This is a genomic window from Paenibacillus faecis, assembly GCF_008084145.1.
Classification (GTDB): domain Bacteria; phylum Bacillota; class Bacilli; order Paenibacillales; family Paenibacillaceae; genus Fontibacillus; species Fontibacillus faecis.
This window is the reverse complement of record NZ_VSDO01000003.1, coordinates 831372-853499: the sequence shown is the minus strand read 5'-3', so window position 1 is coordinate 853499 and position 22128 is coordinate 831372. Positions and strand designations below refer to the sequence as shown.

Genomic DNA, 22128 nt, shown 5'->3' with positions numbered 1-22128 from the left:
GGAAAACCTCACGTTAACTTTTTCTCAGCCTCTTATCCCCCGCCTATTCCCAATAAAAAGGGCCCTTCCCCGTTAAACGGGCCAATCCCTCCACATAGAAAAAATCGCCGTAAATCAGTGGAACATCGATGTTTTTCCCCTCAGGGTAGTGGCTGGTTCCGTGTAAGAGCAGTCCTTCCTCGTTCGGGTCGTCCCAAGTTCCGTAGTTTTGATACAGCGACCTCAGGATTCGTTCGGCGGATCCGCGGTAAGCCTCCCCTTCCGTCTCGCCCAACTTCTCAGCCAGCAGCAGCAGGCCGCTGGCCGCGCAGGCCCCGGCGGAGGAGTCCCGGTAAATCCTCGCCTCCACCGGGGCCCGGAAATCCCAATGGGGCACATGGTCCTCGGGGAGCTGTGCCAGGAAAAAATGCGCGACCCGTTTGGCGGCGTCCAGATAATCCAACTTCCCGGTATGGTGGTAAGCCAGCGTAAGCCCGTAGATCGCCCAGGCGGTTCCCCGGGACCAGGCCGACTCCGGCGCATAGCCCTGCCCGCCGAGACCTTCCATCCGCTCGCCGGTTACCGGATCGAACCGGATGATATGATAGACCGAGCCGTCGGGACGGACGAACTGAGTCAGGACGGTATCCATATGCGCCTCGGCGATATGCCGGAACCGCGGATCTCCGGTTGTTTCCGAGGCCCAAAACAGCAGCGGCATATTCATGCAGCAGTCGATGATCGCCCAACCGGCGTTCTCGTCCCCTTCATACCAGGGATTCCAGGCGCGGATGTACCGCCCCTTCAAATTGAACCGGGCGGCCAAATAATTCGCCGCCTTCAGAGCGCGAAGCTTCGAAGTTTCGCTGCCGAGCAGCTTAAAGGAGGCCACGCTCGTCAGCGTCCACATAAAACCGATGTCATGGTCCAAACGGATGAATGCGTCCAGCACTTCATCCAGCTGTGCTTCGCATTGTTCGGCCAACGCTCTCAGAGAGTCGTCTCCGCTGCCGTTATAAAACAGCCACAGCATGCCGGGCCAAAACCCGGCCGTCCACCAGGCGGGCTCCGCCAAGTCGTATTTTCCCCCTTGACTGGCGTGGGGAAATCCCGCTCCTATACGCCGGCTGTTGTGCCTCGTCTTTGTCAGCCCCTGATTCCAGGCCTCTTCCGCCCATGCAAGGTTTTCCGTCACGTTACCTGCTCCCCTTTCATTTGGCTTAATCATCAAATAAATTCGAACCGGAAACCGACTTGAAATTCTTCCCGCGGATGTTCCACGTGGAAATCTAGCGCATACCAAACCGTATCCCGGCCAAAATGGTCCCGGTAGCTCTGCTCCTCCGCACGGGCACTGAGGAGGGAGGGATCGTACCGCAACCGCAGTTTGCGGGCCGAAACCGCCCCTGTCTCCTTTTGCGGGGGCGACAGAATAACCACCCCCTGAGCCTGATCGATCGCCGACGGAGCCAAAGTGACAATCCGTTCGATCAGCGATCCCGGCGGCCGGGCAAAATGAAACAGATCCTGCAGCTCCAGCACCGGCAGCTCCGATTTATGCCATGCAAAGGAGCGGATGTATGATTTCGGCGCGGAAGCCCGCGGATAGGCTCCGGCAAGCTCCAGCCTAAACCTGTCCTCCATCTCCCCTGTGGAAGCCTCCAGCACCGCCGCGGCCCGTTCTTCGCCCGCCTCCTGCCCGTGTCCGTCGATCACGGGAACCGCATGGCCCTGGGACCCGTTGCAGGCGTACATGTACCGGCCGGCCCCGAAGTAGTCGGCGGTGTACTCCCCGCACCCCAGATCCGCCACCAGCGCCACTCCGTCGGCCAGCAGCATAAAGTGGCCGAGATCGTTGTGGTTGTGCGGCTCCCCGTTATGCCCTCCCTTGGCGGCAAACCCGAACATTCCCGCTGGACTCCGGTAGCGGGAGATGAGCCACTGCGCATCGGGCATATAGCAGGCGGCGCTGTCCCACTCCCGCTTGCCTCCGATAGCGGCGGGATTTCGCCAGATCAGATTTCGCAGCGCCGGGGCCCATCGGCTGCAGTGGTCGTCACGATAATCGGCGCGCAGATCCGCAGGCGGTAGTTCCAATTCCGGATAGTACTCCGCCAGCTTATGGGAGAGCCCCACCTGGATCGGATGGGTAGGCGGCGAATCGGAAAAATTGGCGACCGCCCTTCCTCCCAGGTAGCATTTTTGCGGAAAAGACGCGATTCGCCGCACCTTCCCCCGAGCGAACCAATCCAATTCACCGCGTGTTCTTGAACGCAGCAGGTCCGCGAAATAGACGAAGTAGCCGAATCCGTAATTCCAATAACCGAGCCCTTCGAGACAGGCCCCATCTTCACCGAATCCCCGCAAATACCACTCCAGGCTGGCCTGGACCCGGAGCAGCACGTCGGTAAGCGCTTCCTTTCCACACTCCAACAGCAATGCCGTGGCCCCGACGGACCCCGCACACACCGCCGACCAATTGTGGGTGGCCCTCTCCCAAGAATACCCCCCGCCTGCCAAAAACGGCCCTAGCACCCTCCGATTCACTTCCCCCTCGATCAGATACCGTAACCGCTTCGGCAGCCTTTCACCAAGGAGCAGGGATATTTCGGCGAGCGTGAATCCCGTCTCAGCGGAGAACAAGTCGATCGACTGTACCGGATCGTCGTTCTCGCCTAAATGGGCGGGCAGACACCAGCTGTACTCCCGGCAAATCGACCAGATCGCTTCATGGAGATGGGATTCGTAGAGCATGGAGTCAGGGGCCGACAAACAAAGCAAGGCAAAGGTGTTCAATCTTCTCCTCCGCTCAAAATAAACCCGCTCATACTCCAGTCGCGACCCGGTATCCCGAAAAATGGAAAACAACCCGTAGCCCAGCTCCGGCAGCTCTTCCCCCAACAATCGTTCTCCTTCCGATTCGATTTCCTCAAGATCTTGCCGGTAAGCCTCGTGCGCTCGTACGTTTCGCCAAAATTTCGCCGCATCCCCCGAAACATAGTAAAGATGCAAATCGGCGGGTGCCATGCGATCCACGATCTCCCGGAGGGTCCTTCTGTCCAAATGGTCCATATCCAACCTCCCTTCCTGAAAAAGGCCGGGCCGCATGAAGTTATCCCCGATATTCGGCAGGCGTCATTCCCGCATAGGACTTAAACGTCTTGATGAAATAGCTCTGATTATCGTAGCCCAGCCGCTCGCAGATCTCGCCGACCGTATGGTTTGTGGCATCCAACAGCTCCTTGGCCCGTTCCATTTTCATGCTCGTCACATATTCGATAAACGTCATTCCGGTTTCCTTCTTAAACAGCCTGCTAAAATAGCTGGGATTCAGATAGAGATGCTCCGCCACCTCATCCAGGCAGATTCGCGTATGAAGACGCAGCGAGACGTACCGGCAGGCTTCCGCCACTTCCGGCCGCTTGCTCATGCCGGACCCCGCGTTTTTCAAGCCGGCGATCCCGGTCAAATGGTGAATCAGCCATTGGCGGAGTTCCGCCAAGGAGGCGATATCCATCAGTTCCTTGTGCAGCGTATCGGCCGAATAGGAAGGACGGACCGCCTGCAAGGAGTGCAGTTTCAGCTTTAAGTCCAGCAGCAGCTTGAGCGTCCAATCCTTGACCATCTCCGGTGGATAACGCCGTTCGCGGATGCGTCCGATCCAGGCCTCCGCCACCTCGGTGGCCCGGCAGGGCCGCGATCCGAGCAGCACCTCCCGCAGCTCCTGGCTGGCCCGGCCGTATTCGGCAAACAGATTCGGCGGACCTCCGGGAGGAACGGGAAGGGGCTTTTCCCGCTTTGAAATCGTCCCCGGTTCAAGGTAGAAGCGCTGCCCCTCCCCGAGCAGTTCTCCCAAGGAAGCCTTCAACTCGACGGGTGAAGCGCAGCCTTGCCCCAGAATGAAGGACATGCGGATCTTTAGCACCCGGTTCAAGGTGACTCCGATTTCCCTTAATGCGGCTGACGCTGTCTCATACACATTGGTTTGGATGCCCGGACGGTAAGAAAACAGCAATAATGAAGTCCGCGCCTGATAACCGATATGGACCCCTCTCGGCTCGAGATTTTCCATAGCCTCGTTCATGACGTTGCTCACGGCAAAATGCAGCGTTTCGTCCGAAGTGAATCGCTGTTTCACCGAGGAGTAATCCTCCAGATGTCCGACGACAGGCAGACAGAAGCGTCCTTCCGTAAATAGGCCGTATTCCCGTAGCTCCCCCGTCCATTGACCGGGAAACAGGAGCGGCTGATCGATAAAAAGCTTGAATTTCTGGACCTTCCGCAGTTCGCGGGTTTCCGCAGCCAGGTGCCTCATCCGGGTTTGTTCCCAGCCGATCTGATGCTCCTGCTCGATGCTCTCCTTGAACCGGGCCAACAGCGCCGCCAGATCCTCGGGAACCAGCGTATCCTTCAGCAAATAATCCTGGACCCGGAGCCGCATCGCCTTTAGGGCATAGTCAAACTCATGATGACAAGACAAAATCGCGATTCTCACGTTCGGCCGGATTCCGCGAATCTTTTCCGACAGCTCGAGCCCATCCATCTTCGGCATCCCGATATCGGTGATCAGAATATCCGGCATTTCCCGCTGCGCATGTTCCCAGGCGTTCCAGCCGTTCTCATGCGTTCCCATTAACCTCAGGCCGAGCCGCTCCCACTGAATGGTCTCCGACAGCAGCTCCAACACAGGATAATCGTCATCCACCAGCATCACGTTGTACATCGCGAGCTCCCTCCCTTTGAGGAAAATGCATTTCTATAACCGTGCCGCTCCCCGGCTCGCTGGAAATATGCATGCGGAATGCCTCGCCATGGATCATCGCCATCCGTTCCGCGACATTATGGAGCCCGATTCCCGAAAAGTGGCCGCCCCGTTCTTGGCCTTCCGCCGGGAGCGTCCCTTCGGCCAGCTTCGTTCGGATATCGGCAAGCCGTTCGGGCGGCATTCCCCCTCCGTTGTCGTATACCGACAGAATGACCTCTCCGGCCCTCAAAACCGCCCTTATGGTGATCAATCCCGCCCGCTGCCGCAGCCCGTGAATGAGCGCGTTCTCCACCACTGGCTGCAGAATAAACCGCGGTACCCGCACGAGAAACGCCTCCGGATCGATCTGCAAATCCAGCAGAGCCGCCTCCCGCTGCCGCAAATTCATCAGGCTGACGTAATGGGAGACCAGATCGATCTCTTCATGCAGCGTAATTTCGTCCTCCTCGCGGCTGACCGTCATTCGCAAGAGTACCGAGAGCGACCCCACCATTTTGGCGCTCTCCAGATCGCCATGCTTCATGATTTTCATGCGGATCGAGTTCAGCACATTGAATAAAAAATGGGGGTTGATCTGGGCCTGGAGCATTTTGAGTTCGGCATTACGCTTACGGGCCTGACTTGCGGAAATTTCCGCGATCATTTCCTTGACCCGGTCGAGCATTTGGTCGAACAATAGGCCGAGCCGGCCGATTTCGTCGTTTCCCCGGACCCCCGTACGGACCTCCAGATTTCCCCGCTGCACCGCCGTGGTCACTTTACTTAGGCGAACCAGCGGTTGGGTAAACGCACGAACAAGGCAAATCAGAATCAGCAGGAACACGGCGAACGAGACCATTTGAAACAAGAACACTTTATTGAAAATCGAGCTGATATTGACGATGGCCTCCTTGTAGGGCTGCATCATAATGAGCCGCCATCCCGCCATAGGGATATTTCGTTCGGTCAGCAGGTAAGTTTCCTTCCCTTTGCGGATCAAGGAAGACCGGGCATCCCCTTCGGGGGATGCATAGGTAAAGGAGGCTCCGACCCGCTCAGGATTACGATGGGAAACAATCGTTCCCGCAGCATCTGTCAGGAGGACCTCCTGTCCGGCCGACAATTTGCGAAAAATCTGATTGAATTGATCCTCCATCACCGTGACGATGACATACCCGTAAATCTCCGAATCTCCGCGCCTCAGGGGACGGGCCACCGATATTTGGTAGGGGTGATCGAACTTGTCGTAATTGAAGGTCGTCGGCTCGGGTCCGGTCCAATACGACTCCAGCCCCCGCAAGCTGTTAAGCTTCTCGAACCACGGGCGGTCCATCCAGTCCAGCGGATTGTAATCGCTTACCGAATAATTCATATAATACGACCCGTTCGTCAAAAGGACGGTGACATAGCTCCGCTCCCCGAGCACGGTCAAGCTGTCGAGCTGTTCCAGTACCCGATTGGCTTCCGTAAAACGGCTGTACGGATCACCGCCCTCATTTCCGGACGCCACAAGTTTGAAATAGGTATTCAGGCCCGAATTGACCTGAATATAATTCACGATATTGAGCATCCCCCCATTCGTTGGGTTACCGATCCGTTGACCAGTTCCAGCGCATTCTCCGCATTGGTTGCCGCCTGCTGTCTCACGGCCTTCTCCGTGAGCGAATTATAGATGCTGAGCGTAAACGCCGCCGGCAGAAGAATGCAGGCCAGGGAAGCGAGGATGAGCCTGCTGCGGATCGACCGCGGCAGCCTTTTGTTCAGGTATTCCAACATACCGGACCGGGCCCCCTTGGACAAAGAGGGGGACGATGCTTCCGTCCCCTGTTTTTGAATCATTATAGCAAATTATTTTTGGTTGGATTCAATGATTTTGGCGACGCGCTCCTGGCTGTTTTTGATCGTCGCTTCGATGTCCTGATTGCCCAGGATCAGCTTTTCGTATTCCTCATTAATCGCTTCATAGACTTCGGACTGATAAGAAGCCGGCGGAATGATCGCCGAAGCCTTGGACACCATCAAGGTATCGACCAGCGACTTTTTGTCCACCTTTTCCGGATTCTTCGTCCCGCTTAAGATGGTGTCGATAATGCCTTGAACCTGTTCGCTGCCGACCTGGTTCCAGGCCGGGATGTTTTTGCCCTGCACGATCTGCCCCTCCGTCGTATACCACCGGACAAAGTCATACGCCTCCTGCTTATGCTTGGATTTGGCGGCGACGGCCACGTAGTCGGTAGTTACCGGGGTCAAGCCGGTTTCGTCCTCGGGGGTGTTCTTCGGAAATGGCGCCACGGCGACATTGAAGTTCAGCGGTACTTTGTCCGTTCCGCCGATTTCGGTGTTCATCCAGCTGCCGATCAGCAGCATACTGGCCGACTCGTTAAAAAATTGCGTCCGGTACGCCAGTTTCTGCGAAATCATATCCGTGTATGGGACGGAGGACTTATCCTCTTTTTCCATCCGTACGCGAAGTTCCAAGGTTTTTCGGAAATTGGGGTCATCCAGATTGGACGAACCGTCGGCCTTCAGAAAGTCGGCGTTCTCCGGCTGATTCTCCATCATCAGTTTCAAGTATTCCATCCATCCCCCCGCTTGGGGCCCATGGAAATAGGTGCCGTAGCGCTTGGACGCCCCCTCGCCCTGGGTTAACTTTTTCGCGTAATCGGCAAACTCCGCCCAGGTCCAATCGGCAGGCACTTCCAATCCCGTCTCCTCCAGGTGATTCTTGTTCAAAAGGACGTACCACGGATTGAACTTCCCCGGCAGCGCGTAAACCTTCCCGTTCAAACGGGTGTCGACCTTATAGTCCTCTTCCACTTTAAAACCGTCCTTGGCGATAAACTCATCCAAAGGTTCGGCCATGCCCAAGGCCACACGCTGGGCGTAACCCGCCGGATCGCTGAACATGAGAATGTCCATTTGCGCGGAAGAAGCAGCCTCGAGGTCCAGCTTTTTGAAGGCCTCTTGCGTATCGCCTTTCTCGCTAAGCTGAACCAATTCGATCTTGATGCCCGGATGGGATTCTTCATAAGCGCGGAGCGTATGATTCCAATTGTACGCCTCCTCCGTCCCGTAGGTGTACAGGCGAAGGTTGATGCTTTGGCCGTCTCCGCTTCCCCCGCCCGCTCCCGGGCTTGCCGAAGAATCCCCTCCCCCATTGGCCGTTGTTCCCCCGTTCCCGCCGCCGCAAGCGGACAACAGACTCATCATCAGCACGGCTGCCAACAGCGTCTTCCCACGTTTCTTCATCATCCATGAACCCCTCCTCATATTAAATTCCGGTTAGCTCACATTATATAAAACGCTTACAAAAGACGAATCCCACTATATTTACTTTATTTAAAATATTTTGACTTCTTTGGCCTATCCCTTTACGCCCCCCAGCGCAATGCCCTGGATCACGCTCTTCTGCCCAATGATAAAAATCAGCAGCAGCGGGAAGATCGCGGAGACGGCCCCGGCCATCTGCAGGGAGTAGAACTCGCCGCTCATGGACGTAAACTTCTGCATGGCCAGGGGCAGCGTAAACCATTTGTCCGTCCGCAAAAAAATCAGCGGGTTCTGATAATCGTTCCACGTCCAGATAAAACGCAGGATCGCATATGTGGCCACCGCCGGCTTGACCAGCGGAAGACCGATCGAACAGAAGATCCGGAAGTGCCCGGCTCCGTCAATTTTGGCCGATTCGATGAAATCCTGATGGACTCCCATAAAAAACTGCCGAAGCATGAATGTTCCAAGCACACTGAAGCTGCCGATGAGAATAAGCCCCAGGTGGCTGTCGAACAAGCCGATATTGCGGTACAAAATAAACTGCGGCACCAGAATCGCCTGTCCCGGAATCATGTAGGTGGCCAATACGATCAAAAACAGCCATTGCCCCGCGGCGAACCGGATCTTGGAGAATCCATAGGCGGCCAGGCTGGAGACGAAACAGGAGATCAACGTCGTGATCAGACTGACCTTGATCGAATTCCAGTAGTACAGGTAGAACGGATACTGGCCGAACCACACTTCCTTATAGTTGGCGATCGCGTTCCATTGTCTCGGAATCCACTCAATCGGGTATACAAACACATCCTTCTCGATTTTGAAAGACGTCATCAGCATCCAAAAAAACGGAAGCAGAAACAAAATACTAACGGCAAGCATGACCACGGTCAACCCCAGCTTCGGCCCATGGATTGAAATGCGTTTTTGCATCGAATTTCCTCCTCCCGGCTAGTAGTTGACCCATTTTTTCTGGGCGATCCATTGGATCAGCGTGATCAGCATGACGAAAGCGAACAGGACGACCCCGATGGAGGAGGCATAGCCTACCTTCAGGTTGACAAAGGCGGTATCGTAGAGGTACCAGACCATCATCGTCGTCGAGCCGATCGGCCCACCTTGCGTCATCACCGCGATAATATCAAATACCTTGAACGTCGAAATGATCCCGGTGACCAGCAGGAAAAAGGACGTCGGCGACAGCAGCGGCAGCGTAATCCGGCGGAATTTAACCCAGGCGTTGGCCCCGTCGATGTCGGCCGCCTCGTACAGATCTTTCGGAATCGCCTGCAGGCCGGCGATATAAATGATCAGGTTAAAGCCGATGGAAATCCAGACGGAAATCATCATGATCGAGATCAGCGCGTAGTTCGGATCGGCGATCCATTTGGGCGGATCGGAGATGCCGAGCGCCTTCAGCATTTCATTGATCGGACCGTAGGAAGGCTGGAACAGCACCTGCCACACGACCGCGACAGCCACGATGTTGGAGATGTACGGCATGAAATAGGCGACCTTGAAATACCCCTTCAGGTAGACGTACCGGTCAATGAGAATCGCCAGCACCATGGAGATGAGCATATAGACCGGGACCGTCAGCAAAAAAATCAGGTTGTTGCGCAGCGAGCGCAGAAACATGGAGTCGCTGAGCAAATGCTCGTAATTTTGCAGCCCGATCCAGCGAATACCGTCCCAGCCCTGAACGAAGTTCCAGTCGGCGAAGCCCAGCACGACCGTCGCGATAATCGGCAGCAGCACCAGAACCGAAACGCCGATCAACATCGGGCTGACGAACAGGAGGCCGGCCAGCGTCTCCCCCCTCTGCAGGGAGCGCATCTTTTGCGGCTTCGAAGCCGGGGGCTTCTTTAGGGCAGCTTGCGTCGATGACATCTTAAACACCTCGTTTCGAGTGAGTTAGGCGAAGACGTTGTTTTCATTTCAAAAAAATTATAAAAAAAATACCGTCATCGAAATGACGGTATTTTGATCATCTTCACGCTAATTTTGACTTGTTTGTTGTCCGGTCCTTTAAATATCGAGGTTCTTGACCGTTTTTGCATGCTCATTGATAAAGTCGCGCCGCGGCTCGACGTTGTCGCCCATCAGCGTGTCGAAGATGGCGTCGGCCTGAATCGCGTCGGCGATGGAAACCTGCTGCATCGTCCGGCTTTCCGGATCCATCGTCGTTTCCCACAGCTGCTCGGGATTCATCTCTCCGAGACCTTTATAGCGCTGTACGTTGAACTTGGCGTTCTCGCCGAATTCCGCGATGATTTCGTCGCGCTCGCGTTCGGAACCGGCATAGCGAACAACCTTGTTCCGCTCGATCTTGAAGAGCGGCGGCATCGCGATGTATACGTACCCGGCTTCGATGATCTTCCGCATGTAGCGGAAGAAGAACGTCAGCAGCAGGGTGCGGATATGCGCGCCGTCGACGTCGGCATCGGTCATAATGATAATCTTATGGTACCGTGCCTTCGAAATGTCGAATTCCTCGCCGATCCCGGTGCCGAGCGCCGTAATGATCGCCCGGATTTCCGCGTTGCCGAGGATCCGGTCCAAACGGGCCTTCTCGACGTTCAGGATCTTCCCGCGCAGCGGCAGAATCGCCTGGAAGTGACGATCCCGGCCCTGCTTGGCCGAACCGCCCGCCGAGTCGCCTTCGACGATGTAGAGCTCACTGATGGACGCGTCTTTCGAGGAGCAGTCCGCCAGCTTGCCCGGCAGGGCGCTGACTTCAAGCGCGCTCTTGCGCCGGGTCAGCTCGCGCGCTTTCCGGGCGGCTTCACGAGCCCGTGAGGCCTGCAGCGCTTTGTCCAGAACGCGCCGGGCGACCGCCGGGTTCTCCTCCATGAATTCCTGCAGCTTCTCGGAGAATAGGGACTCGACAATCCCGCGCACTTCGCTGTTGCCGAGCTTGGTCTTCGTTTGCCCCTCAAACTGCGGCTCGGGAATCTTGACGGAGATAATTGCCGTCAAGCCTTCACGAACGTCGTCCCCCGTCAGGTTGGAGTCATTCTCCTTGATCGCGCTGCTCTTGCGGGCATAATCGTTGATAATCCGCGTCAATGCGCTCTTGAAGCCCGACTCGTGCGTGCCGCCCTCATGCGTATTGATATTGTTGGCGAACGAGAAAATATTCTCCGTGTAGCTGTCGTTGTATTGCAAGGCAATCTCGACTTGAACCATATCGCGCTGGCCTTCCACATAAATCGGCTGCTCGTGCAGAACCTCCCGATTTTGGTTCAAAAACTTCACGTACTCCATAATCCCGCCTTCGTAATGGAACGACTCGGAAACACCGGTCCGTTCGTCGGTCAGGGAGATGTTGATGCCCTTATTCAAGAACGCCAGTTCGCGAATCCGCGTCAGCAGCGTATTATAATCATAAACCGTAGTTTCGGTAAAAATCTCCGGATCGGGATGGAACGTCGTCTTCGTTCCCGTAATCGAGGAATCGCCCACGATCTTGACATCGTATTGCGGTGTCCCGCGGCGGTATTCCTGCTGGTAAATATGACCGTCCCGATGAACCTGAACCAGCACTTTCTCGGACAGGGCGTTCACGACGGACACACCAACCCCGTGCAGACCGCCGGATACTTTATATCCGCCGCCGCCGAATTTCCCCCCGGCGTGAAGAACCGTCATGACGACCTCCAGCGTGGATTTCTTCAGCTTCTGATTCTCCCCGACCGGAATGCCGCGACCGTTGTCGACCACGGTCACGCTGTTGTCTTCATGAACCGTGACATCGATTTTGTTCGCATAGCCGGCCAAGGCTTCGTCAATACTGTTATCGACGATTTCCCAAACCAAATGATGCAGCCCGCGGGAACTGGTCGACCCGATATACATCCCCGGCCGTTTGCGTACCGCTTCAAGACCTTCCAGTACCTGTATCTGACTCTCATCATACGATTGCTCGTTCATAGACACTGCCTTCACCTACTTCTATAAATTCTGTGTCGGGTGGATTTAAATCATGGATGAAACGTTGCTCTTCTTCTTCAGCGTCGCGGAGGAAATCGGCGAGTAGTACACGGCATCCCCGGTCACGACAATCGACTTGGGCTCCTCTTCCCCGATCCGCACGACCTGCTTCTCCTTGATGGCATGGCTGACGAATTGCTTCGAGATTTTCGAAGATTTCTCAATCGAAATATCGAAAATCGCCACCACTTCCGAGGAGAGGACCACCTTCTCCCCGCCCAGATGAATGTACAACGCGATTCCCTCCCCGTCTCTATGGATGGACCTGTCCCTCTTGAACATGAAAAATGCTGGCGTCCTGAAGACGGCTGGCATTGAGGCTCTCAATCCCGGTTGCCGTAATGAACGTCTGCACTTTGCTTTGAAACGTTTCGATCAATTGAGTTTGGCGGTATGGATCCAGCTCGGACAGGACATCGTCCAACAGCAAAATGGGGTACTCCCCGATTTCCTCGTGAATCAGCTCGATCTCCGCCAGTTTAAGTGATAGGGCCGTCGTCCGCTGCTGCCCCTGAGAGCCGAAGCTTTGGGCTTCATTTCCGTTGATATGAAACGCCAAATCGTCCCGGTGCGGACCCGAAAGGGTCATTCCGCGGCGGATCTCCTGATCTTTCGTTTGTGATAACTTTATCATAAATTGCTCCAATAAGACAGCTTCATCTTCTTCTTCGGCCTCGCCGAAGGACGGAAGGTAGGATAATTTCAGGTTTTCCCCGCCCCCGGTGATCCCTTCGTGAATCTGCTGAGCCCATTTTTGCAGTTTTCTTATAAATTGTTTCCTTTTCTTGATGATTTTAACACCGTGCTCCGCCAACTGTTCATTCCATATCTCCAGCATGGTGGTAACCTCCGGACCGGCCCCCCACGCCTGCTTCAGCAGGTTATTGCGTTGAACGAGCACTTTTTGATACTGCTGAAGGTGAAAAAGATAGCTGGGCTGCACCTGCCCGATCTCCATATCCAGAAACCGCCGCCGGACCCCGGGGGTTCCTTTGACGATCTCCAGATCCTCCGGGGCGAACATCACGGCGTTCAGCGCCCCGATGAAATCGCTCAGCTTCCGCTGTTCCAGGCCGTTCAGTTTGGCCCGTTTCCCTTGCTGCGAGAAGCGCAGTTCGAGGCTTACCGCCCCGTATCTCCGCTCCACTTCCGCCGACACTGTAGCCTGGGCGCTGCCGAAGGAGATCAATTCTTTGTCCTTCGCCGTCCGGTGCGATTTGGTGAGCGCAAGCACGAGCAGCGCCTCCAGCAGATTGGTCTTCCCTTGGGCATTGCGCCCGATCATGAGATTGACGCTGCCGAAGGAATCCAGCGACAGCGCCTCGTAATTACGATAATTCGCAAGTGATATCGATTTAACAAACAATGGTATCCCGGCCCTCCTCGCATCCCCCGGCTCTAAAGGCCAGGGGGCACCTACTCCTCGCCGCGGACGACCTGGAATGTGCCGCAGTCTTCCACCGTGATCGTATCGCCCGGGTACAGCTTCCGGCCTCTCCGGTTCTCGGGCTCCCCGTTTACCTTGACGGCTTCTTCCTGCAGCAGCGCCTTGGCCATGCCGCCGGTCGAAACGCAGTCGGCCAGTTTCAAAAATTGATCCAGTTTGATGTATTCACTGGAAATCGGAATCGTCTTCATCGTGTGTCCAACGACCTCTCTTTAGTTTGTAGTCCGGTACGGCAGAATAAGATAGAGGCTTTGGCTGTCGTCCACCGGCTTGATGATGATCGGACTCATCGCTCCGGTGAAACCGATGTGAAGCTGCTCGCTCTCCACCACTTTCAACACATCGAGCATGTATTTGGAGTTGAACGAGATCCGCAGCGGATCGCCCGTAAATTCCGCCAGATCCAGCTGCTCGGTGACCTTCCCCAGCTCGGAGGAACTGGAGGAAATCTCAATCGTTCCGTTCTCCAGCGTCTGGAGCCGGACGATATTCGTTTTCTCTTCCCGGGACATCAAATAAGCGCGGTCAATGGACTCGCTTAATTTTTTTGTATCCAGAACCAGTTCTGTTTTATAGGTTGTCGGAATAATCTTGGAAGTATCCGGATAAGTCCCGTCCAAAATACGGGTATAAAAGAGTACCCGGTCAATTTTGAACAACACCTGGTTGTCCGCCACGACGATGTCCACCCGTGTGTTCTGGTCGGGAACGATTTTGCTGAGTTCATTCAGCGTCTTGCCGGAAATGACGATATTGCTGAAGCGCACGCCTTCCGCATCGTCCAGTCCCGCCGTTCGGCTGGCCAGGCGGTGACGGTCGGTAGCGACGAATTTGAACTGGTTATCGCTCAAATTCCACAACACACCGGTCAGAATCGGGGAGCTCTCATTAGTCGAAATAGAGAACACCGTTTGCTTGATCATATTTTTCAGCAGGTCTCCCGGAATGGAGATCACCTGATTCTCTTCAATATTCGGCAGAACCGGGAATTCTTCGGGATCCAGACCGACCATCTGAATATCGGTGGAACCGGAACGGATTTGCGTTTTAAACCCTTCGCCCACTTCCATTTCGATTTCGTTGGAAGGCAGTTTTTTGATAATTTCCACAAAAAACTTCGCCGGCAGCACTACGCTGCCCGTACGTTCGACTTGCACGATTTGCTTCTCCTGATCTTCCGCCGGAATAAACGCTTGGATGGAAATATCGGTATCGCTCGCCGTCAGCGTCATCCCCTGGAAGTTTACCTCCAGCTTGATCCCCGTCAAGATCGGGATCGTGGTGCGGCTGGAGATCGCCTTGGCCACATGCTGGATAGACTCGTTCAAATCATGCTTTAAAACGCGGATTTTCATAACTTCAACTCCTAAAAGTTTTATGGAACATAGCATCTGGAATAACCATTACAATAAAACTTACTTCGTATCTTAAAATTGCATATTCGACAACGGTCCAAAGGGGCGTTTCACACTCTTGGCCTGCATTTTCAAATTAACGGGATTTATTCCCGCTAATTTGGTGCGTACGCGGCTGCAGAGGTGATTTAGCTGGAAAACCTCCCGTTAATTCGTTTGAAATTGCGTCTATTGGCGGTAGGGCCGCCAAATAGATGGAACTTTTCCAGCTAAATCCGATCCTAATACCAAAAGCGGTACTTTAGCGGGAGATTTTCCCGTTAAACTTTATAACTCCGCCGGCGGTGCTTTGCATCTACAATTTCGGAGTTCCACCCCTATTTAGCAATAAAACTCTACTTCTTTAGCATATGCTCGACCTAATCTGCATATATTTGATTTTAGCAAGTAAATGCAATTCTCGCTAATAAACCATCAAATTTCATAGTAACGAGAAACCCAGAAACCGTGTCCGAGAAGCCGGCTGATCTCAGCGTGGGTTGTCCTGCTCTTCCCGAGGCGGCAATCGCCGCTGTTTTATGATGATGTATATCTTTTAAATATATAGAAGAAGTAGTAGGGGCCCTGAATATGTGGATAACGACATAAAATATATGAAATGAAGCCTATCCACATGTGAATATCATGTGCATAGGCTTATAGCTTATTCAGGATGAATTTTTGATTTTCTCCGTAATGTTGTTGATAACTTTATAGAGATCCTGGTCGGTTTTCAGCTGCTGGGATATTTTTTCGTGGGCGTGAATGACCGTGGTATGATCCCGTCCGCCGAAGGCATCCCCGATTTTGGGAAGCGAGAAATCCGTTAATTCCCTGGATAGATACATGGCGATTTGACGGGGAAAAGCGATAGCCTTGGTCCGTTTCCGGGCTTTGAAATCCTCAAGCCGCAGATTGTAATATTCGCCGACTTTTTGCTGAATATCCTGAATCGTAATCATCTTCGGCCGGCTCGACGGAATGATGTCCTTCAGGGCCTCGGCGGCCAAATGGGTGGTGATATCCTGATTGATGAGGGAAGAGTACGCCACTACACGGATTAGAGCGCCTTCCAGCTCCCGGATGTTCGTATCGATTTGATTCGCGATATACATCATCGCTTCATTCGGGATGTCGAGATTCTCCGCTTTCGCTTTCTTGCGCAGAATGGCGATCCGCGTTTCCAGATCGGGCGGTTGGATATCGGTGATCAACCCCCATTCGAACCGGGATCTGAGCCGTTCCTCCAACGTCGGAATTTCCTTGGGCGGCCGGTCGCTGGAAATGATGATCTGTTTGCGTTCCTCATGGAGCGCGTTAAAGGTATGGAAAAACTCCTCCTGCGTCGATTCCTTGCCGGCGATGAACTGAATATCGTCAATCAGCAGGATATCGATGTTCCGGTACTTGTTCCGGAAGCTCTCCGCACGGTTATCGCGAATGGAGTTGATGAATTCGTTCGTAAATTTCTCGGACGAGATGTAGACCACTTTGCTGCTTGGACTGTGCTCCAAAATGTAGTGACCGATCGCGTGCATCAAGTGCGTCTTGCCGAGACCTACCCCTCCGTATAGAAAAAGCGGGTTGTAGGCGCGCGCCGGCGCCTCGGCAACGGCTAGCGAGGCAGCGTGCGCGAACCGGTTGCCGGAACCGATAACGAACGTATCGAAGGTATATTTGGGATTCAGCATATTGGAAACGCTTTCCTCCGCTTGGACGGGCGCAGGGGGTTCCTTGTATACCTGCGTCTGCTCTGGAGCGGCGGATTCCTCAATGACAAAGGATACGTCCACTTGCTTGCCGAGAAATTCGTAAACCGTGGTTGCGACCAATTTCGTATAGCGGCTCTCCAGCCATTCCACGGCGAATGTGGTGGGCGCGGAAATGACGATCGACCGATCGTTCAGGGATACGATTTTGGTGGCTTTGAACCAGGTATCGAAGCTGGGTTTGCTGAGTTTTGTATTAATGATGGATAAGATTTGCTGCCATAGATCGGAGGTATGGCTATCCACAGACGGTCACTCCTTTTAAATCTTCCAATTGTGGCATGAGCCATGCAGAAAGGGTCGAAAAAACATAAATAAAGGGGACGTTTATCCCCATGAGTCAGTAAAGTGGAATGATTATAAACATGGATAAATTTGAATTGTTCACAATGTTATCCACAGGCTGTTGATAATTTGTGGTTTCAAAATAGATATTCACACCGAAAACAATATAATCATAGCAAAAGAAGCCTTATATTTCAATGCGTTGCTGTTTTTTATCCACAAATTCAATAACTTGTGTATAATTTTAACCCACACCACTACATATTGTTTATAAATTGTTTAAATTTCGACAGAATCCGAGTGAATCCGTATAAAATTATACACAGGATATCCAAAAGTCCGACATATTCCCAAATGAGGGTTGTGAATACTTCTAGAGACAAAAAAAGACGGTCCTCCGAAGCAACTTCGGATACCGTCTTTTTTATCGCTTCTTTACTCGTATTTTAGACCGCGCTGAAATTTGGCGATCGCTTCGTAATCTTCCTCCAACTTGCGGGAGATCCGGATATAAATCGGGAGGAGTTCTTTGTACACCGCCGAATGCTCTCGAATCGGCGAATGCTCGAAGGTGCCGCCGACCATGTCGGAAACGACGTCAAAGGACTCGATTTTACCAAGCGCGTACAGCCCGAGTACGACTGCGCCGAGGCAGGAGCTTTCGATGCTCTCGGGAATAACGACCTTTTGATCGAAGATGTCGGCCAGCATCTGACGCCAGAGCGGGGAGCGGGCGAATCCGCCGGTGGCCTGGATTTTTTGCGGCTGTCCGATCTGTTCCTCCATCGCCAGCAGTACGGTGTACAGATTATAGATGACGCCTTCCAATACGGCGCGGATCATATGCTCTTTCTGATGATGCAGCGTCAAACCGAAGAACGAGCCGCGGGCGTCCGGGTTCCAGAGCGGGGCGCGTTCGCCGGCCAAATAAGGATGGAACAGGAGTCCGTCCGCCCCCGGATTCACCCGTTCGCCGATTTTGGTCAGCACATCGTAAGGGCTGATGCCCAGACGTTTGGCGGTCTCCACCTCGGAGGCGGCGAATTCGTCGCGCACCCAGCGGAAAATCACGCCGCCGTTATTGACCGCTCCGCCGATGACCCAATGTTTCTCGGTCAGCGCATAACAGAAAATGCGGCCCTTGGGATCGGTTTTCGGACGGTCGACGACCGTCCGAATCGCGCCGCTTGTTCCGATCGTAACCGCGACCACTCCGGGGTCGATGGCGTTCACGCCCAGATTCGACAGCACGCCGTCGCTGGCCCCGATGACGAAGGGGGTGGAGGGGAGGAGGCCCATTTTCTCCGCATAGGTTTCCGACAGCCGGTTCATGACGTGCGTGGTCGGCACCAGCGTGGACAATTGCTCCGGCGTGATGCCGGCGACCCGCAGCGCCTCCTCATCCCAATCCAGCCGCTCCAGGTTCAAGAGCCCGGTGCTGGAGGCGATGGAATGATCGACGACGTACTCGCCGAACAGTTTGGCAAAGACATATTCTTTAATAGAAATAAATTTGCTGGTTTGTTCAAAAATATCCGCTTTATCATGGCGCAGCCAGAGCAGCTTGGTCAACGGAGACATCGGATGGATCGGAGTTCCGGTGCGCAGATAAATCTCATGTCCGCCGAGCTCGTTTTTTAATTTTTTCGACCATTCGACGCTTCGATTGTCCGCCCAGGTGAGACACCTCATCAGCGGTTTGCCCGCGGAGTCGACCGGGATGACGCTGTGCATCGCCGCGCTGAAGGAGACAAGCAGAATGCGCTCGGGCGCCGCCTTGCTTTGGTTCATGACGTGCCGAATCGCATTCAGGACGGCGGTGAATATCTCCTCCGGTTCCTGCTCCGCGACGTCCGCCGCGTCGGTATACAGCGGGTATTCTTCATTGGCGGAGGCGACGATGGTCCCGTTCTCTTCAAACAGCACCGCCTTGGTGCTCGTCGTACCGATATCCACACCGATCATATAAGCAGTTTGTTCCATCCGATATTACCCTCTCTCTCCAGGTTTGAATAATTCGTTTCATTAATAATTTTAGAAAAAAGCGTTAACGAGTAGAATCAGTGCCAAGCCCACGACCGAAAGGATCGTTTCCATGACGGTCCAGGACTTCAACGTCTGCGGAACGGTCATATTGAAAAATTCCTTGACCATCCAGAATCCCGCGTCGTTTACGTGCGAAAGCACGATGGAACCGGCCCCGGTGGCCAGCACGACCAGTTCGACGTTGACGCCGGGCGACAGGGCCAAAACCGGGGCGACAATCCCCGCGGCGGTCGTCATGGCGACGGTGGCCGACCCGGTCGCTACGCGGATCAGGGCGGCGACGAACCACGCGAACAGGATGACGTTAATATGCGCCCCTGTGGCGAGTTCGGCAATAGCGCCGCCGACGCCGCTGTTGATCAGCACCTGTTTGAAGGCGCCGCCCGCCCCGATAATCAGGACGATTGTGGCGATCGGGGCCAGACATTCGCTCGTAAATTTCGAAATCTCGTGCTTCGTAAAGCCCCGGGAGAAACCGAGCGAGAAAAAGGAAAAGACAACGGCGATCAGCAGAGCCATGATTTCATGGCCGATAAATTCGCAGAACAGCGTAAAGCTGTGCGTGGCCTCCGGATCCAGAATATCGGCGATCGATCCGATCAGCATCAGCAGGACGGGGAGCAGAATCGTAAACAGCGTGATGCCGAAGCCCGGCAGCTTGCGGGAGCCTTTGACCGCAAATTGCTCCGCCAGCTCCGCGGGCGGTTCCAGGACGATGCGTTTCCCGATGAATCGGCCGAACAGGGGACCCGCGATAATGGCGGTCGGAAAGCCGATCAGCAGCGAGTACAGAATCGTGCGGCCGAGGTCCGCGTCATACGCGTCGATGGCGATCATCGGAGCCGGATGCGGGGGGACGAGTCCGTGTACGGTGGACAGTCCCGCCAAAATCGGGATCCCGATTTGCAGCAGCGACATTTTCGTTTTTTTGGCTACCGTAAACACGATCGGGATCAGAAGAATGACGCCGACCTCGAAAAAGACCGGGATCCCGACGATAAATCCGACAACCATCATCGCCCAGTGGACTTTCGTTTCCCCGAACCGGTCCACAAGCGTCGTGGCGATTTTTTCCGCTCCGCCCGATTCGGCCATCATTTTGCCGAGCATGGTGCCAAGAGCGATAACAATCGCGATCGTGCCCAGCGTCCCTCCAAGCCCGCTCGTAATCGAGCTGACGACGTCCAGCGGCTGCATGCCGGTCAGCAGGCCGAGCAATAAGGCCGAAATCAGCAGTGTTACAAATGGATTCCATTTATATTTGGAAATAAGAACGACAAGAAAGACAATCGTCACCAGGGTCCAAAATAACAAGGTGGCGTTGTGGCTCATGTTGAATAACGTGCTCATGGTGGTCCTCCTTCTATTTTACCCTTTTTTACTACTATTTCGTTTCCTTCATGCTGGTATGCACGGTGTTGATTGAATCGGCAAAATACTCTTCAATCCCGGCCGCGATGACCGCCGGGTCCTGGGATTGCAGTTCTTTCAACAGTTTGCGGTGTTTCTCCACGACATAGTTGATTTTTGCCTCGCCTTCGGACAAAACCTCTTCGGTCGTTATCAACATCACGGTCATCACAATGGGCCGGATGCTGGACCAAAGGTGCATCAGCCTCGCATGGTTGGCCGCGGTGATAATGTGCTCATGGAAGGTAAGGTCTTGGTAAGCGAACTCCACGACATCCCGATATTTGGCGGCTAGCTCCATCTTGTCGACAATTTGGTGGAGCTTGGCGATGATCGGCGTGGGATCGGTGGAGGCAAGCCGACGCCAGGAGAAACTTTCGATCAAGTACCGGACGTCGTAGAGCTCCTCGATATCCTTTACCTGCAGGCCGTTAACGACGGCTCCCATTCGCTGCAACGTGATCAGCCCTTCGCTGGACAGCGTTTTCAAAGCTTCACGGACCGGAGAACGGCTTGCCGAGAACTCGGCGGCAATGCGGTTCTCGGACAAGACGGTCCCGTGTTGAATGGTGCCGTTAATAATTTGAAGGCGCAGCTCGCAAGCGATAAATTCGCCCAAGGAGCTGCCCTTCAGCCAGGAAGACGGGAATTTCATAAAACCGTCCCCTTTATTTGGACGATTCCACGGCATGTCCGCCGAATTCGTTGCGAAGGGCGGCAACGACTTTGCCGTGGAACGTGTCGGTTTCAAGAGAGCGGTAGCGCATAAAGAGGGATAGGGCGATGACCGGAGCGCTGGCTTGAAGATCCAGGGCCGTTTCAACCGTCCATTTACCCTCGCCCGAGGATCTCATGACGCCGCGAATGCCTTCGAGCTTGGGATCCTTGGAAAAAGCGTGCTCCGTCAGTTCCATGAGCCAGCTGCGAATCACCGAACCGTTGGACCAGACGCGGGCCACATCTTCGAAGTTATAGTCGAACTGGCTTTTCTCGAGCACTTCGAAACCTTCGGCAATCGCCTGCATCATGCCGTATTCAATCCCGTTATGCACCATTTTCAGAAAATGGCCGCTGCCGTTTTTACCGGCGTACAGATAACCTTTATCGACCGCGATATCCTTGAAGATCGGTTCGATCGTCCGGAAAATCGCCTCGTCTCCGCCGATCATGAAGCAGCCGCCTTGATTGGCGCCTTCCACGCCGCCGGAAGTGCCCACATCAAAGAAGTGGATCCCGTGGCCGGACAATTTTTCGGCGAGGGCCAGCGAATCTTTGTAGTGCGAGTTGCCGCCGTCGATCACAATGTCGCCGGGGGACAGCAGGGGGATCAACGTGTCCGCCACCGATTGAACGGCGGGACCGGCTGGGACCATCACCCAAACGATGCGGGGAGCCTCCAGCGATTGGACCAGCTGTTCCAAGCTTGACGCGGGAACCGCACCTTGCTTGGCGGCGTTTTGGACGGCTTCGCCGTTCATGTCGAACGCCACCACCTCATGCCGATGATGCAGAAGATTAAGCACGAGGTTGTACCCCATTTTGCCAAGACCGACCATGCCTAATTTCATAAAATTCAACACCTTTCTTAATTGGTATACTTGTATACAACTTATTTTTTATATTACTCCTCTACATGGTCCCTGTAAATCACTTTAAGAAAGCGATTTCCCAAGGCGAAATGTCCTGCAAATAGTTTTCCACATGTGCATAACTTCTATTCCCGCGTAAAAACTAGAGGGTTGTGGAAAACTTTTTTCAAAAAACTATGCACAGGCCCCGAAAAACGCAAAA

Annotated in this window: 18 protein-coding genes; all 18 read right to left on the bottom strand. The window is 54.2% G+C overall.

Annotated elements, in window-relative coordinates; genetic code table 11:
- Positions 1–43: 43 nt before the first annotated feature.
- Complete coding sequence (locus FRY98_RS17235) at positions 44–1207, bottom strand: glycoside hydrolase family 88 protein (protein WP_148454167.1); 1164 nt, start codon at positions 1205–1207, stop codon at positions 44–46.
- Positions 1207–3051 carry a heparinase II/III family protein gene (locus FRY98_RS17230; RefSeq protein ID WP_148454165.1) on the bottom strand — a complete coding sequence of 615 codons (1845 nt, stop codon included), beginning with the start codon at positions 3049–3051 and terminating at the stop codon, positions 1207–1209. The genes FRY98_RS17235 and FRY98_RS17230 overlap by 1 nt, the downstream gene beginning before the upstream one ends.
- Before the next feature lie 40 nt (positions 3052–3091).
- Positions 3092–4702, bottom strand: coding sequence for a response regulator transcription factor (locus FRY98_RS17225; protein ID WP_148454163.1), 1611 nt, complete (start codon positions 4700–4702; stop codon positions 3092–3094).
- Complete coding sequence (locus FRY98_RS17220; RefSeq protein WP_338114603.1) at positions 4677–6281, bottom strand: cache domain-containing sensor histidine kinase; 1605 nt, start codon at positions 6279–6281, stop codon at positions 4677–4679. The genes FRY98_RS17225 and FRY98_RS17220 overlap by 26 nt, the downstream gene beginning before the upstream one ends.
- Positions 6278–6499: a hypothetical protein gene (locus FRY98_RS29315; protein WP_338114602.1), complete on the bottom strand. Its 222-nt coding sequence runs from the start codon at positions 6497–6499 to the stop codon at positions 6278–6280. The genes FRY98_RS17220 and FRY98_RS29315 overlap by 4 nt, the downstream gene beginning before the upstream one ends.
- Positions 6500–6571: 72 nt before the next feature.
- Positions 6572–7975: an ABC transporter substrate-binding protein gene (locus FRY98_RS17215; RefSeq protein ID WP_148454161.1), complete on the bottom strand. Its 1404-nt coding sequence runs from the start codon at positions 7973–7975 to the stop codon at positions 6572–6574.
- A 111-nt stretch (positions 7976–8086) separates the two neighbouring features.
- The gene (locus tag FRY98_RS17210; protein ID WP_148454159.1) at positions 8087–8926 is read right to left on the bottom strand and encodes a carbohydrate ABC transporter permease; all 840 of its coding nucleotides are present in this window, start codon (positions 8924–8926) and stop codon (positions 8087–8089) included.
- Positions 8927–8944: 18 nt separating this feature from the next.
- A complete protein-coding gene (locus FRY98_RS17205) occupies positions 8945–9883 on the bottom strand; it encodes a carbohydrate ABC transporter permease (RefSeq protein WP_148454157.1) in 939 nt (312 codons plus the stop codon).
- A gap of 138 nt (positions 9884–10021) precedes the next feature.
- Positions 10022–11926, bottom strand: a complete 1905-nt coding sequence (gene gyrB / locus FRY98_RS17200; RefSeq protein ID WP_211373315.1) for a DNA topoisomerase (ATP-hydrolyzing) subunit B — start codon at positions 11924–11926, stop codon at positions 10022–10024.
- A gap of 45 nt (positions 11927–11971) precedes the next feature.
- Complete coding sequence (gene remB, locus FRY98_RS17195; RefSeq protein WP_148454153.1) at positions 11972–12220, bottom strand: extracellular matrix regulator RemB; 249 nt, start codon at positions 12218–12220, stop codon at positions 11972–11974.
- A gap of 19 nt (positions 12221–12239) precedes the next feature.
- On the bottom strand, positions 12240–13352 hold the full coding sequence (gene recF, locus FRY98_RS17190; RefSeq protein WP_148454151.1) for a DNA replication/repair protein RecF: 1113 nt from the start codon (positions 13350–13352) through the stop codon (positions 12240–12242).
- Between the two features lie 50 nt (positions 13353–13402).
- Positions 13403–13624 (bottom strand): S4 domain-containing protein YaaA, encoded by a 222-nt coding sequence (yaaA, locus tag FRY98_RS17185; protein WP_148454149.1) that lies wholly within the window; start codon positions 13622–13624, stop codon positions 13403–13405.
- Between the two features lie 21 nt (positions 13625–13645).
- Positions 13646–14788: a DNA polymerase III subunit beta gene (dnaN, locus tag FRY98_RS17180; protein WP_148454147.1), complete on the bottom strand. Its 1143-nt coding sequence runs from the start codon at positions 14786–14788 to the stop codon at positions 13646–13648.
- A gap of 707 nt (positions 14789–15495) precedes the next feature.
- Entirely contained in the window at positions 15496–16842 is a 1347-nt protein-coding gene (gene dnaA / locus FRY98_RS17175) for a chromosomal replication initiator protein DnaA (protein WP_148454145.1), read from the bottom strand.
- A 474-nt stretch (positions 16843–17316) separates the two neighbouring features.
- Complete coding sequence (gntK, locus tag FRY98_RS17170) at positions 17317–18864, bottom strand: gluconokinase (RefSeq protein ID WP_148454143.1); 1548 nt, start codon at positions 18862–18864, stop codon at positions 17317–17319.
- 51 nt (positions 18865–18915) lie between these two features.
- Positions 18916–20277 carry a GntP family permease gene (locus tag FRY98_RS17165; RefSeq protein WP_148454141.1) on the bottom strand — a complete coding sequence of 454 codons (1362 nt, stop codon included), beginning with the start codon at positions 20275–20277 and terminating at the stop codon, positions 18916–18918.
- A 34-nt stretch (positions 20278–20311) separates the two neighbouring features.
- Entirely contained in the window at positions 20312–20992 is a 681-nt protein-coding gene (locus tag FRY98_RS17160) for a GntR family transcriptional regulator (protein ID WP_148454139.1), read from the bottom strand.
- Positions 20993–21005: 13 nt separating this feature from the next.
- Entirely contained in the window at positions 21006–21905 is a 900-nt protein-coding gene (gnd, locus tag FRY98_RS17155; RefSeq protein WP_148454137.1) for a phosphogluconate dehydrogenase (NAD(+)-dependent, decarboxylating), read from the bottom strand.
- Positions 21906–22128 lie beyond the last annotated feature (223 nt).

What these genes read in the sequence shown, in the direction of transcription:
- gntK (WP_148454143.1), bottom strand. Translation starts at nt 18,864, where the DNA reads ATGGAACAAACTGCTTATATGATCGGTGTGGATATCGGTACGACGAGC.
- FRY98_RS17215 (WP_148454161.1), bottom strand. Translation starts at nt 7,975, where the DNA reads ATGATGAAGAAACGTGGGAAGACGCTGTTGGCAGCCGTGCTGATGATG.
- gnd (WP_148454137.1), bottom strand. Translation starts at nt 21,905, where the DNA reads ATGAAATTAGGCATGGTCGGTCTTGGCAAAATGGGGTACAACCTCGTG.
- FRY98_RS29315 (WP_338114602.1), bottom strand. Translation starts at nt 6,499, where the DNA reads ATGTTGGAATACCTGAACAAAAGGCTGCCGCGGTCGATCCGCAGCAGG.
- gyrB (WP_211373315.1), bottom strand. Translation starts at nt 11,926, where the DNA reads ATGAACGAGCAATCGTATGATGAGAGTCAGATACAGGTACTGGAAGGT.
- dnaN (WP_148454147.1), bottom strand. Translation starts at nt 14,788, where the DNA reads ATGAAAATCCGCGTTTTAAAGCATGATTTGAACGAGTCTATCCAGCAT.
- FRY98_RS17235 (WP_148454167.1), bottom strand. Translation starts at nt 1,207, where the DNA reads ATGATTAAGCCAAATGAAAGGGGAGCAGGTAACGTGACGGAAAACCTT.
- FRY98_RS17165 (WP_148454141.1), bottom strand. Translation starts at nt 20,277, where the DNA reads ATGAGCACGTTATTCAACATGAGCCACAACGCCACCTTGTTATTTTGG.
- yaaA (WP_148454149.1), bottom strand. Translation starts at nt 13,624, where the DNA reads ATGAAGACGATTCCGATTTCCAGTGAATACATCAAACTGGATCAATTT.
- FRY98_RS17230 (WP_148454165.1), bottom strand. Translation starts at nt 3,051, where the DNA reads ATGGACCATTTGGACAGAAGGACCCTCCGGGAGATCGTGGATCGCATG.
- FRY98_RS17160 (WP_148454139.1), bottom strand. Translation starts at nt 20,992, where the DNA reads ATGAAATTCCCGTCTTCCTGGCTGAAGGGCAGCTCCTTGGGCGAATTT.
- FRY98_RS17225 (WP_148454163.1), bottom strand. Translation starts at nt 4,702, where the DNA reads ATGTACAACGTGATGCTGGTGGATGACGATTATCCTGTGTTGGAGCTG.
- FRY98_RS17205 (WP_148454157.1), bottom strand. Translation starts at nt 9,883, where the DNA reads ATGTCATCGACGCAAGCTGCCCTAAAGAAGCCCCCGGCTTCGAAGCCG.
- FRY98_RS17210 (WP_148454159.1), bottom strand. Translation starts at nt 8,926, where the DNA reads ATGCAAAAACGCATTTCAATCCATGGGCCGAAGCTGGGGTTGACCGTG.